The organism is Paraburkholderia sp. SIMBA_030, from assembly GCF_046535245.1.
In the GTDB taxonomy this organism is placed as follows: Bacteria; Pseudomonadota; Gammaproteobacteria; order Burkholderiales; family Burkholderiaceae; genus Paraburkholderia.
Genome location: NZ_JAWRXB010000018.1, coordinates 112,518 through 124,954 on the forward strand (window position 1 = coordinate 112,518; position 12,437 = coordinate 124,954).

General features: G+C 61.3%; 10 protein-coding genes. 1 reads left to right on the plus strand and 9 read right to left on the minus strand.

Translation table 11 applies throughout. The features are described 5' to 3' along the window. Positions 1 to 173: 173 nt before the first annotated feature. Positions 174 to 923 (minus strand): FadR/GntR family transcriptional regulator, encoded by a 750-nt coding sequence (locus tag SB772_RS28000; RefSeq protein WP_410836420.1) that lies wholly within the window; start codon positions 921 to 923, stop codon positions 174 to 176. 262 nt (positions 924 to 1,185) lie between these two features. Between SB772_RS28000 and lhpI the strand changes: the two genes are divergently transcribed. Next, positions 1,186 to 2,127, plus strand: coding sequence for a bifunctional Delta(1)-pyrroline-2-carboxylate/Delta(1)-piperideine-2-carboxylate reductase (gene lhpI, locus SB772_RS28005; protein ID WP_410836421.1), 942 nt, complete (start codon positions 1,186 to 1,188; stop codon positions 2,125 to 2,127). Between the two features lie 23 nt (positions 2,128 to 2,150). Here lhpI and SB772_RS28010 read toward each other — a convergent pair whose 3' ends face one another. The 8 genes from SB772_RS28010 to SB772_RS28045 form a co-directional block, all read right to left on the minus strand. After that, the gene (locus SB772_RS28010; protein WP_410836422.1) at positions 2,151 to 3,473 is read right to left on the minus strand and encodes an NAD(P)/FAD-dependent oxidoreductase; all 1,323 of its coding nucleotides are present in this window, start codon (positions 3,471 to 3,473) and stop codon (positions 2,151 to 2,153) included. After that, positions 3,473 to 4,765 (minus strand): NAD(P)/FAD-dependent oxidoreductase, encoded by a 1,293-nt coding sequence (locus tag SB772_RS28015; RefSeq protein ID WP_410836423.1) that lies wholly within the window; start codon positions 4,763 to 4,765, stop codon positions 3,473 to 3,475. The genes SB772_RS28010 and SB772_RS28015 overlap by 1 nt, the downstream gene beginning before the upstream one ends. A gap of 73 nt (positions 4,766 to 4,838) precedes the next feature. Further along, positions 4,839 to 6,410: a DUF3138 family protein gene (locus SB772_RS28020; RefSeq protein ID WP_410836424.1), complete on the minus strand. Its 1,572-nt coding sequence runs from the start codon at positions 6,408 to 6,410 to the stop codon at positions 4,839 to 4,841. Between the two features lie 37 nt (positions 6,411 to 6,447). Continuing rightward, the gene (locus SB772_RS28025; protein WP_410836425.1) at positions 6,448 to 7,359 is read right to left on the minus strand and encodes an ABC transporter permease subunit; all 912 of its coding nucleotides are present in this window, start codon (positions 7,357 to 7,359) and stop codon (positions 6,448 to 6,450) included. Further along, positions 7,356 to 8,330: an ABC transporter permease subunit gene (locus SB772_RS28030; protein ID WP_410836426.1), complete on the minus strand. Its 975-nt coding sequence runs from the start codon at positions 8,328 to 8,330 to the stop codon at positions 7,356 to 7,358. The genes SB772_RS28025 and SB772_RS28030 overlap by 4 nt, the downstream gene beginning before the upstream one ends. Then, on the minus strand, positions 8,327 to 9,496 hold the full coding sequence (locus tag SB772_RS28035; RefSeq protein ID WP_410836427.1) for an ABC transporter ATP-binding protein: 1,170 nt from the start codon (positions 9,494 to 9,496) through the stop codon (positions 8,327 to 8,329). The genes SB772_RS28030 and SB772_RS28035 overlap by 4 nt, the downstream gene beginning before the upstream one ends. Before the next feature lie 228 nt (positions 9,497 to 9,724). Beyond that, positions 9,725 to 10,846: a polyamine ABC transporter substrate-binding protein gene (locus SB772_RS28040; protein ID WP_410836428.1), complete on the minus strand. Its 1,122-nt coding sequence runs from the start codon at positions 10,844 to 10,846 to the stop codon at positions 9,725 to 9,727. Positions 10,847 to 10,918: 72 nt separating this feature from the next. Continuing rightward, positions 10,919 to 12,358, minus strand: a complete 1,440-nt coding sequence (locus SB772_RS28045) for an aspartate aminotransferase family protein (RefSeq protein WP_410836429.1) — start codon at positions 12,356 to 12,358, stop codon at positions 10,919 to 10,921. Positions 12,359 to 12,437: the final 79 nt, after the last annotated feature.

Here is a 12,437-nt window from a genome sequence, read left to right on the forward strand (position 1 = left end):
ATTTCCTGGTTACGAATCGCAGAATGGACCGCGCTCGCTCCCTGGCAGGTGTTGTAAGGAGTGGTAGTTCTTTTGTGGTACCAGGTTGGCGCGCAATCCCTCCGATTGCGCGCCTGTTTTCGACTCGACGGAGTAACGAGAGCGTGCTACAGGAAGCGCTGCCCGTCGTTCGACTACGTCGGAGTGATGTCTCGCTTAACGCGATGGATGTGCTGTTCGACGTAGAACGCCGCAGCATCCGCATCGCCCGTCACTATTGCCTCGTAGATGAGTCGATGTTCCGCGACGTAGAGCCGGATGCGTTGTGGGTCGAAAATCCCATCATCCTTTATCCGCTTCCACAGGGACTGGTCCATTGTCTCGGCGATTTCGTCGGCGATTCTTGCCAGCAACGCGTCGCCTGTCATCTGGGCAAGTTGCCGATGGAAGAGCCGGTCGCTGTTGTTCCAGAGCGTGCGTTGCTCCGGGTCGGACACGTCCGTGAGCGTTTCCATCTGCGCCAGATAGTGCTCGGCAAGCTTGTCGCGTTTTTTGTTGGCCGCAGCACGGCGCGCAATCGCAGGTTCCAGTATCAGACGAACGTCCAACGTCGCAGAGGGGCTGTAATCGGGCTGCAGCTGGCCATCCGGTGCTTCCGCTGTTGCCTCCACGGCCTTGGCAAGCACTTCTGGAGCGTTGCTCGCGACATACGTCCCCGAGTTTCTGCGCGTGACGACAAGCCCTTCATTCTGCAGGGCACCGATTGCCTCTCGGACTGCAGGCCGCCCAACACGGAAGAGTGCCGCAAGCTCGCGCTCCGACGGCAGCCTTGCATCAGGCATGAAGCGACCTGAGCGAATTTCTGCCCTGATTTTTTCTGAGACCTGCTCATAAATCTGAAGCGGACGGAAATTCCGGGAAAACTCGGGCAACGGGGAAGCCATGACGGGATAAAGACGAAAGAAGAATGTGGTTCTAAATATACCACTTGGGCAGGGCTGCCAGACCACTCTGTAAGGCTGTTATTTGTTATTTGGAAGGGTCTTCCCTATCGCGTGGTAACAACATCAATCCAGATTTCTATGAATTTCATAGTTTTGGCTTGTTTAAGCACCACAAGTGGTTTAAATTCAATCCAATAGATATCTGACCTGACCATCTACCGGCGCACGCCGCGTCGCCCCTTCCAACCTCCGCGGGAACAGCATGAACACCGAAAAGACCACCTTTGATGCACAGAAAACCGTCTCGTTGCTCGATTACTCCGCGCTCGTAGACACTCTGCGGCAAACAATCGTCGAGTACGGCGCTGGCAAAATCGTCAGCCCCGAGCGACTCTCCGTTCCGTTGCAAGGCGGCGTGATGCTTTCCATGCCGTCGAGCGCGAAAGACATCGCGATTCATAAACTGGTGAACGTTTGCCTGGGCAACGTCTCCCGCAACATTCCGACCATCAATGGTCAGGTCATCGCATGTGACGCGCACACCGGGGAAATGTTGTTCGTGCTCGACGGGCCGACCGTGACCGGGCGGCGAACGGCAGCTGTCACAGTGCTGGGCATCCAGGCCCTGCACGGCATGGCTCCGCGCGAAATTCTCATCATTGGCACCGGGAAACAGGCGGCCAATCACGCTGAAGCTCTCGCGACCACCTTCCCGGAAGCCAAGCTGTTCGCAAAGGGCATCTCGCCGGCAGACGCAGAGGCCTTCGTGGCCCGGACCCGGTCGGTAGCACCGAACCTGTCTGTCCTTGATGGCGATGTAATTCCCGACAGCATTGAAGTCGTCATCACGTTGACAACCAGTAAGTCTCCGGTCTACACGCAGCCGGCGCGGCCCGGTCGTCTCGTCGTCGGAGTGGGCGCTTTTACGTCGGACGCAGCGGAAATCGGCAAGGAAACCGTCGACGGAAGTTTCGTAGTGGTAGACGACCCTGTCGGTGCAAAGCATGAAGCGGGCGACCTTATCCAGGCCAAGGTCGACTGGACCTCGGTTTCTTCGCTTGCCAAGGCACTGGCCGGCGACCTGAAGCCGAGTGTGCCGATTCTGTTCAAGAGCGTTGGCTGCGCTGCGTGGGACCTGGCCGCGTGCCGCGTAGCACGTAAAGCGCTCGATGCGAACGCCTGTCAGGCCGGTGCTGAGGTGTAAGTATCCAACGCGTGAAAAAGCGCCTAGAACAGCTCACGAATCCGGTGGTACATCATGCCGAGTTCGAGCGCCGGCCCGCGCAATGCCGGGCCGCCTGGAAAGCGCGCATGCCGCAACTGCGCGAACAGATCGAAGGCTGCCGTTTCGCCCGCCATCGCTTTCGCAACCACGCGTCCGGCGACGCCGGTCAACGCGACACCGTGGCCGGAAAAGCCCTGCACGTAAAAGTAGTTCGGATCGATCGAGCCGAAATCGGGCGCGCGATTGCGCGTCACGTCGACGAAACCGCCCCACGCATAGTCGATCCGCACGTCCGACAGTTGCGGGAACACACCGATCATGCGCTTGCGAATCTCTGCGCCGAGTTGCACGGGCGACGCGCCGGTCGAGCTCGCCCGCCCACCGAACAGCACGCGATGATCGGCCGAGAGGCGGAAGTAATCGAGGAAGAAATTGTTGTCGCAAATCGCCTCGCGTCCGGCGATCAGCGCGTCGGCACGCGCTTGACCGAGCGGCTCGGTGGCGACGATGTACGACGCGATCGGTGCGATGCGCGCGGCGACCGGCGCAGGCAACACGTCGCCGATGGTCGCGTTGCCGCACGCCGCGACGAAACGGCAACGCACCTCGCCGGCAGCGGTACGCACGATGGGCCGCGCGCCGCGCACCACCTCGATCGCCGGCGAATGCGCGAACAGTTGTGCGCCTTCACGTCGCGCCGCATCGGCAAGACCGAGGCAGTATTTGAGCGGATGCAGGTGGCCTGAAAACGGATCGTAGACACCGGCCAGATAACGTTGCGAAGCGACGCGCGCGCGTACTTCGTCGGTGTCGAGCCACGCGAGTTTCGTATAGCCCCAGCGCTGCGATGCCGAGTCCATCCACGCGCGCAAGTCCGGCACGCGCTTCGGTTTGGTCGCCACCGTCAGGTAGCCCGCGGTGAAATCGCAATCGATCCCGCAGCGTTCGATGCGCTCGCGCACCAGCGCAACGCCTTCCACCGACATCGCCCACGCGGCGCGTGCGCCGTCGAGACCGAGTTGCTTTTCGATGATTTCGTCTTTCGCGAAACCCACCAGCGTCTGCCCGCCGTTGCGGCCCGAGGCGCCCCAGCCCGGGCGATGCGCATCGAGCACGACCACCGACAAACCGCGCGCCCGGCATTCGAGCGCCACCGACAAACCGGCGAAACCCGCGCCGATCACGCAGACGTCGGCGTCCAGCGTGCCGTCGAGCATGGGATCGTCGACGAGCGGACGGGCGGCGCTCGCTTCATAGTAGGAGTTGGCGATCAGCGCATCGGCGCGGCGGTCGAGCGTGTTAAAGCCAGGCGTCGGCGCATTCATCAAAGCAGGTCCTTCATTCGATACCAGGCCATCGCGAGCACGAGGGCAGGGGTGCGCAGTGTAGCGCCGCCCGGAAAGTCACGGTGACGGATCTTGCCGAACAGATCGAAGCGCGACGCCTGACCGTCGATCGCCTCGGCGATCAGTTTACCCGCGAGACCGGTGGTGTTCACGCCATGGCCCGAGAAGCCTTGCGCGAAATAAACCGTCGGCGACAGGCGACCGAAATGCGGCGCGCGATTCATCGTGATATCGACGAAACCGCCCCATGCATAGTCGATTTTGACGTCGTCGAGTTGCGGGAAGGTTTTGAGCATGTCGCGGCGCATCGCTTCGCCCAGGTTGCGCGGCGCGAGAGTCGAGTAGCTGACTTTGCCACCCCACAGCAGGCGATTGTCGGGAGCCGGCCGGAAATAATCGAGCACGAAGCGGCTGTCGCACACCGCGGCTCGCGCGGGCATCAGCGCTTCGGCGCGGTCGGGGTCGAGCGGTTCGGTGGCGATCACGTAGGTGCCGACCGGCATGATTTTGCTGGCCACGCCGGGCGCCAGTTGACCGAGGTACGTGTTGCACGCGAGCACGACGAATTGCGCATGCACCTTGCCGCGCGCAGTCTCGACCGCATGCCGGCCGTTTTCCGCGCGCAACGCGGTGACGCAGCTGTCTTCGAAAATCCGCACGCCGGCCGCGCTTGCCGCGCGCGCAAGACCCAGCGTGTAATTCAACGGATGCAGATGGCCGCTGTCCGGATCGAACAAGCCGCCGAGGTAGCGTGACGATTCGACGTATTCGTCGAGGCCTTCGCTCTCGACATAACGAAAGCGGTCATAGCCGAAGCGCTGTTGTGCTTCGTCGCGCCATTTTCGCAGCGCGTCCGTGTCGCGCGGTTTGTTCGCAGCGGTCAGATAACCCAGGGTCAGGTCGCAATCGATCTGATGCTTCGCGATGCGTTCCCTGACGATATCCAGTGTCTCGAGCCCCATGTCCCAAACACGCTTCACGTCATCCGCAGGCATGAACTTCGCAAACGTATCGATATCGCACGCAAAGCCGCCGATCAACTGGCCACCATTGCGGCCGCTGGCCGCCCAGCCGACTTTCGATGCTTCCAGCACCGCGACCGAATGGCCGCGTTCAGCGAGGTTCAGCGCAGCGGAAATGCCGGTGAGTCCGGCACCGATCACGCAGACGTCGACGCTCAGCGTTTCTTCGAGCGGGGGATGGCGAGTGGTGTCGTTAGCGGTTGCTGCGTAATACGAGGCGACGTGAGGCTGGTTCGAGAATGGGAGCATAGGCAGAACATGCGGAAGAAGCCTGAACGCGCGGCCTTCGGTCAGGCCAGGCCGCGCGCTCAGGCGGCACGGATTAGAACGAGTAGATGAACTGCGTCGCGAGCAGGTCGTTGGACTTGCCGTACGAGCCGTCGTTCTTCAGGAACACCTGTTTGTTGGCCCAGTCGTGACGATATTCGACCTTCACCGTGATCTGCTGAGTCGGATAGAACAACAGATCGAGCGAAACGTCCTGACGGGTGGCGCCCTTGCACTCGAAGCCGAGACCGCCGTTCGCCTTCGAATTGGCCAGGCAGTCCGCGCCGATGCCGAAGCCGTCCGCCGTGTCCATGCCGTTCGAATTCAACGCGATGCCGCCGCCGCCGCCGCCGTTCTTGCTGTCGACCAGCAGGTCATAGCGCACCGTCGCGCCCATGCGGCCCACCACCGGCAGGTTGAACTTGCGGTGCGCGAGCAGCGACAGGCCGTACCACTGCGCCTGGCCTCCGTTGAACGCGGCGTTCTGCTGCTGGCCGTAGTCGAGTTCGGCGTTGTACTGCACGTCGGCGAGCGTGTAGGTCAGGTCGGCTTCGGTGAAGAAGAACGTACCGCCCGCACTCGGCGACTGGCCGCCCACGCCGTAGCTGACCGCGCCGGTAGTCGGATCGATCGCGCTAGGCAGGGTCTGCCGGCCGATGTTGAACGAACCGCCGATATCCAGTGCGCTCGACCAGGTGTAGTCCGTACGCGCTGTGAAGGTCGGGATCTTGTTGCTCGTGGTGATCGGATCGCCCAGCGAGTTGGTGCCGACCTGCGTGGTCGCGCCGTACGTACGGTACTGCTCGTTGCCGAGGAAGAACTTCCACGCCCAGTTACCCGCCGTGTAGTTCGCGCCGATACCGATGTAGCTGCCCGGATCGGAGAAGTCATACAGCAGGTTGTGCGTCAGCGTCAGCATCTGATTCGATTGCTGCACTTCGTAGCCGCCGAAGCTCGGAATCAAACCGGCAACGAGTGTCGTCGTCGCCGTCAACGGCACATTGACGACCGCCGTGTTCAGGATGTTGTTGCCGATATTGCCATGCTCGTTCGTCAACAGCGTAATACCGTTGCCTCGGTTCGGCATCAAGGTGATTTCGGCCGAGGGCGCCATCGGGCCGACACCGAAGGTCTTCTTGATGTCCAGGTACAGATCGCCGAACGTACTGTTGAAGTAGTTGTAGCTGCTCTCGTGGTTCGCGAACAGGAACGACGAGCTGCTCTGCGCGCGGTTATAGAGGTAAGTCGGATCGATATAGCCCGTGACCGACAGACCCGCGATCGGACCGGTATTGGCCGCGTCCACCAGCGAGTCGACCTTCAACTGCTGATTGGCGATCTGCTGCTTCATCGACGTGACTTCGTCGTTGGTCAGCGTCGCGCGGGCGCTGCCGTACTCAGGCGACGAGATGTCGACTGGCGCGGCTGCCGTTGCCGGGGCAGGGGCCGCTGTTGCAGCCGCTGCCGCCTTCGGTTTGCTGGCGACTTCCGCCCGCAGCTGCTTCACCTCCTTTTGCAGCGCGTTGAGTTGGGCCTGCAGCGCCTTGATCTGGTCGCTGGTGGTATCTGCCATGGCAAAGCCCGGCAAACTCCCCGCCACCAACAGACAGATGAGCTTCTTTCTCATGCAAATTCTCCTTATTGTTTGTATTGCAAAGGACTTCTTATGCGCGCGCCGGATCGAGCGATTGTCGTGCGGTGGCTTGTTGTGGTGCGGCAGGCAACGGGTCGGCGGCTTCGGCGAGCGCGAACGCCATCTGCATGTCGCGGTTACGCTTGCGTTCGCGCAGCTGCATCCAGCGGTTGACCGCGATCACGCCGATCGTCACCGTGGTGATGAAAATCGTGGCGAGCGCGTTCATTTCCGGATTCAGGCCGAGGCGCACCCGCGAAAACACCACGAGCGGCAGCGTGGTCGAACCCGGACCGGACAGAAACGCCGACAGCACGAGGTCGTCGAACGAGAGCGTGAACGACAGCAGCCAGCCGGACATCAGCGCCTGCGAGATCAGCGGCAGCGTGATCAGGAAGAACACCTTGAAGGGCGTGGCGCCGAGATCGAGCGCGGCTTCTTCGAGCGACTTGTTCAGTTCCTTGACCCGCGATTGCACGATGATCGCAACGTAGGACACGCACAGCATCACGTGACCGATCCAGATCGTGAAGAGGCCGCGGCCCTTCGGCCAGCCCAGCATCTGTTCGAGCGCGACGAACAGCAGCAGCAGCGAAATGCCCTGGATCACTTCGGGAATCACGAGCGGCGCGTTGATCATCCCGGCAAACAGCGTGAAGCCGCGAAAGCGGCCGAAGCGGGCGAGCACGAAGCCGGCCCACGTACCGATCACCACCGACGCACAGGCGGTCAGCAGGCCGATCTTCAACGAGAGCCACGCGGCGCCCAGCAGTTCCCCGTCCTGCAGCAGCGCCCCGTACCATTTGAGCGAGAAGCCGGACCAGATCGTGACGAGCTTCGACTCGTTGAACGAATACACCACCAGGCTGATGATCGGGATGTACAGAAACAGGAAGCCGAAAGTCAGCACACCCGTGGACAGCGTTCTATTCGGCTTGATCATTTCGTGCCCTCCAGTTCCTTGACCTGGTAGTACTGGAACACGGCCATTGGCACGAGCAGCAGCAGAACCATCGCGACGGTGACGGCGGATGCCATCGGCCAGTCCATATCGTTGAAGAATTCATCCCACATCACACGGCCGATCATCAATGTATCGGCGCCGCCGAGCAGTTCAGGAATCACGTACTCACCGACCGCCGGAATGAACACCAGCAGGCTGCCGGCGATGATGCCGTTCTTCGACAGCGGCAACGTGATGCGCGTGAACGCGGTCCACGGTTTGCAGCCGAGGTCGTAGGCGGCTTCGAGCAGCGTCAGATCCATCTTCACCAGGTGCGCATACAACGGCATCACCATGAACGGCAGATACGAATAGACCATGCCGATATACACGCCAATATCAGTGTGGTAGAGGCGCAACGGCGAATGAATCATGCCGATCGCCATCAGCGTGTGATTGAGCAGGCCGTCGTCCTTCAGAATGCCGATCCATGCGTAGACGCGAATCAGGAACGACGTCCAGAACGGCAGCATCACGCCCATCATCAGCAGGTTGCGCCTGGCCGGCTCCGAGCGGGCGATGTAATACGCAATCGGATAGCCGATCAACAGGCAGAAGAAGGTCGAGATTGCGGCCATCTTCAGCGAGCTGATATACGTCGCGACGTACAGATCGTCCTGCAGCAGGAACGCATAGTGGCTCAGCTGCATCGCGAAGTGCACCATGCCGTCCTTGACCGTCACGAGATCCGTGTACGGCGGAATGCCCAGCCGCAGATCGGCGAAGCTGATCTTCAGCACCAGCACGAACGGCAACGCGAAGAACACCGTGAGCCAGAGGAACGGCACGCCGATCACGGTCGAGCGGCCCGACGGCAGCAGCATCGACAGGCGTTTTTTCAGCGAGCCGGGCAGGCGGCTGCCGGACGGCGCGCCGAGCGCCGCGGGGGAGGAGGTAGTGGGATTGCTCATTGCGTCAGCACCACGCCGCTTGCCGGCGACCAGTGAACGAACACGTCGTCGTTATAGGAAGGCGCACCTTCGCTCATCAGGTGCGAGCTGGAGAGATTCGACACCACGGTCTTGCCGCTCGGCAGGCGCACGTGATACAGCGAATAGCTGCCCATGTACGCGACATCCGAGACCACGCCGCGCGCCCAGTTGTGCGGCGTGCCCGGCTTCTCGAGCGACACCTTCACGCGTTCCGGACGCACCGAGATGCCGACCGGCATGCCGAGCGGGCCGGTAATGCCGTGGCTCACATACATGCGCGTTTCGAGGTCTTCGCTTTCGACGAAGATATGGTCCGGTTCGTCTTCGACCACCGTGCCTTCGAACAGGTTGGTCGAACCGATGAACTCCGCCGAGAAGCGGCTGTTCGGGAATTCGTAGACCTGGCTCGGCGAGCCGATCTGCACGATGCGGCCTTCGCTCATCACGGCCAGGCGCCCGGCCATCGTCATCGCTTCTTCCTGATCGTGCGTGACCATCACGCAGGTCACGTCGACCTTCTCGATGATGTTGACCAGTTCGAGCTGGGTCTTCTGGCGGATCTTTTTATCCAGCGCCGACATCGGCTCGTCGAGCAGCAGCAGCTTGGGGCGCTTCACCAGCGAGCGGGCCAGCGCCACACGCTGCTGCTGGCCGCCGGAGAGCTGATGGGGCTTGCGCTGCGCGTATTTGCTCATCTGCACGAGATTGAGCGCGTCGGCGACGCGTTCCTTGATCTCGTTCTTCGGCGTGCCTTCCTGCTTGAGGCCGAACGCGATGTTCGCTTCGACGCTCATGTGCGGGAACAGGGCGTACGACTGGAACATCATGTTGACCGGCCGTTTGTACGGCGGCATGGCCGCGAGATCTTCGCCATCGACGAAGATGCGGCCGGACGTCACCGACTCCAGTCCTGCGAGCATGCGCAGGAGCGTGGACTTGCCGCAGCCGGAGCTGCCGAGCAGCGCGAACAGTTCGTTCTTCGCGATGCTCAGATTGACGTTGTCGACAGCGGTGCTGTCGCCGAATTTCTTCACGACGTTTTCGATGCGGACAAACTCATCCGATTTCGATTTCGATTTCGTCGTCTGCGCGGGGCGGGCTATCTGTGCGGCGCCGGCTGCGCTATTTAAGGTCGTCGAGTTCATGATGTAACCATTCCTTGCGGATCGCGGGCACACGTGTCTCCATACGGGACGCTGAAAGCGGCTCGCAAGATGCGCTGCGATCTGAAAACATGGGACTGCGCGCAGGTGGGACGCTAAAAGCGCGCAGGCTGACTACCGTTACTGCAATTCATGCTTACTGCAATTCATGCGCTCAGGGTTCGAGCGATCCCTGAGCGCGGGATCAATGCTTCGTCTGATTGGCCGGAATCAATGGCCGGTTTTGAGCTGCGCCCAAAGACGGTTTTCGAGGCGCAGGATGTCGGTCGGCATGGGCTTCATCAGCGTCATCTTGCCCAACACGTCGTCGCCCGGATAAACGGTCTTGTCTTCCGCGACAGCCGGCGTCACGAACTGGCGCGCAGCCTTGTTCGCGGTCGGGTAGAACACTTCGTTGGTGATCGCGGCGTTGACCTTCGGGTCTGAAATGTAATTGATCCACTTCAACGCGGCTTCAGGATGCGGGGCGTCTTTCGGAATCACCATCACGTCGAACCACAGCAGGCCGCCTTCTTTCGCGTTCGAGAACTTGATCTGATACGAGCGCCTGGCTTCCGCGGAGCGGCGGCTCGCAATGCCGACGTCGCCGGACCAGCCGAGCGCGACGCAGATGTCATTGTTCGCGAGGTCGTTGATGTAGCCCGACGAGTTGAATTGGGTAATGTATGGGCGGACTTTCTTCAGCACTTCGAAGGCGGCCTGATAGTCGGCGGGGTTCGTGCTGTTCGGGTCCTTGTGCATGTACTGCAGCGTGGCGGCGAACACGTCGACGGCCTGGTCGAGGAACGACACGCCGCAGCCCTTCAGCTTGGACAGATTGGCGGGGTCGAACACCAGCGCCCAGCTATCCACCGGCGCGTTGTCGCCGAGCGCCTTCTTGACGGCCTGTACGTTGTAGCCGATACCGTCGGTGCCGTAGGCCCAGGGCACACCGTACTGGTTGCCCGGATCGGCGTCGGCGATCATCCTCATCAGCACGGGATCGAGATTGGCGAGGTTCGGCAGCTTCGATTTGTCGAGCTTCTGGTACACGCCGGCCTGGATCTGCTTGGCCATATAGTTCGACGTCGGCACCACGATGTCGTAGCCGGAACTGCCGGCGAGCAGTTTGGCCTGCAACGTGTCGTCGCTATCGTAGTTGTCGTATTTGACGTGGATGCCGGCTTGCTTCTCGAAGTTCGGAATCGTGTCCTTCGCAATGTAGTCCGACCAGTTGTACACGTTCAGTTCCGTGTCGGCCGCAAGGGCCGGCGTGACCGACAGCGCCGCAAAACCCGTGAAGGCGAGAAGCGCGGCCCCCGCGACCGCATGACGAAGATGACTAACGCTCATGGTTTTTTCCCTTGATGTGAAGAACCGGCATGAACATGGATCGTGGGTTGCCCATGCCGGAACGAACTGCCGTTACGAAATTCCGAGTTGTTGTGCCGTTGCATCGATGGCTTTTTTGGCCTTCGAAACGATTTCATCGATTTCCAGCTTCGTAATCACGAGCGGCGGCGACAGCAGCATCCGGTCGCCGGTGGCGCGCATGATCAGGTTGCCGTTGAAGCAGAAGTCGCGGCAGATCGTGCCGACGTCGCCGCCATTGGCGAAACGCTTGCGCGTTTTCGGATCTTCCGCCAGTTGCAGGCCGGCCACCAGCCCTGCGCCGGAAATCTCGCCGACGATCGGATGGTTGGCGAAGGTGTCGCGCAACTGCTTCTGGAAGTACGGACCGGTATCGGCCTTGACGCGCTCGACGATCTTCTCGTCGCGCAGCACCTTCAGGTTGGCGAGCGCGACCGCGGCGGCCACCGGATGCCCCGAGTAGGTGAGACCGTGATTGAAGTCGCCGTTCTCGATGATCGCTTTGGCGACGCGATCGTGCAGACCGACCGCGCCCATCGGGATATAGCCGCTCGTCAGGCCTTTCGCGAGCGTGATCAGATCCGGTTCGAAGCCGAAGTGCTGATGCGCGAACCATTCGCCGGTCCGGCCGAAGCCGCCGATCACTTCGTCGGCGACCAGCAGAATGTCGTACTTGCGGCAGATGCGCTGGATTTCCGGCCAATACGTCGAGGCCGGGAAAATCACGCCGCCGGCGCCCTGGAAAGGCTCACCGATGAACGCGGCCACGTTGTCCGCGCCGATTTCGAGAATCCTGGCTTCCAGTTGCTGGGCGCGCGCGAGCGCGAATTCTTCCGGCGTCAGATTGCCTTGCGCTTCACCGAAGAAATACGGCTGGTCGATGTGCACGATGTTCTCGACCTTCGACGGCATCTGGTCATGCATGTAGCCCATGCCGCCCAACGTGCCGCCCGCGATCGTCGAGCCGTGATAGCCGTTCTTGCGCGAGATCACGAACTTCTTCGAATGCTTGCCTTGCGTCGCCCAGTATTGATGGACGATGCGCAGCACGGTGTCGTTGCCTTCCGAACCGCTGTTGCAATAGAAGAAGTGATTGAACGGCTCGGGCGCCAGCTCCGCGAGCAACGCCGACAGTTCGATCACCGGCGGATGCGTCGTCTTGAAGAAGGTGTTGTAGTAGGGCAGTTCCTGCATCTGCCGGTACGCCGCGTCGGCCAGTTCCTTGCGGCCGTAACCCACATTGACGCACCACAGGCCGGCCATGCCGTCGATCACCTTGTTGCCTTCCGAGTCCCACAGGTACACACCATGGGCTTTGACGATCACGCGGCTGCCGCTGCGATTCAACGATCCCATGTCCGAAAACGGATGGATGTGATGCGCGGCGTCGAGTGCGCGGTATTCGGCGGTGCTGCGTTGCTGCTGTGCGGCCTGTGCGCTGGCGGCGGGTTGTGCCGGCTGCACGTATGCGATTTCTTCTGTCCTATAGCTCATACTGCCTCCAATAGTTTTGCGTTTGCGTTGACGTTCCTGACGGTCTCAGACGCGGCCTCAGACCGGGCCCTTGAAGCCG

Excerpts from the sequence above, each read along its gene's own strand:
- lhpI (WP_410836421.1), top strand. The coding sequence starts at position 1,186 with ATGAACACCGAAAAGACCACCTTTGATGCACAGAAAACCGTCTCGTTG.
- SB772_RS28010 (WP_410836422.1), bottom strand. The coding sequence starts at position 3,473 with ATGAATGCGCCGACGCCTGGCTTTAACACGCTCGACCGCCGCGCCGAT.
- SB772_RS28025 (WP_410836425.1), bottom strand. The coding sequence starts at position 7,359 with ATGATCAAGCCGAATAGAACGCTGTCCACGGGTGTGCTGACTTTCGGC.
- SB772_RS28045 (WP_410836429.1), bottom strand. The coding sequence starts at position 12,358 with ATGAGCTATAGGACAGAAGAAATCGCATACGTGCAGCCGGCACAACCC.
- SB772_RS28040 (WP_410836428.1), bottom strand. The coding sequence starts at position 10,846 with ATGAGCGTTAGTCATCTTCGTCATGCGGTCGCGGGGGCCGCGCTTCTC.
- SB772_RS28020 (WP_410836424.1), bottom strand. The coding sequence starts at position 6,410 with ATGAGAAAGAAGCTCATCTGTCTGTTGGTGGCGGGGAGTTTGCCGGGC.
- SB772_RS28035 (WP_410836427.1), bottom strand. The coding sequence starts at position 9,496 with ATGAACTCGACGACCTTAAATAGCGCAGCCGGCGCCGCACAGATAGCC.
- SB772_RS28030 (WP_410836426.1), bottom strand. The coding sequence starts at position 8,330 with ATGAGCAATCCCACTACCTCCTCCCCCGCGGCGCTCGGCGCGCCGTCC.
- SB772_RS28000 (WP_410836420.1), bottom strand. The coding sequence starts at position 923 with ATGGCTTCCCCGTTGCCCGAGTTTTCCCGGAATTTCCGTCCGCTTCAG.
- SB772_RS28015 (WP_410836423.1), bottom strand. The coding sequence starts at position 4,765 with ATGCTCCCATTCTCGAACCAGCCTCACGTCGCCTCGTATTACGCAGCA.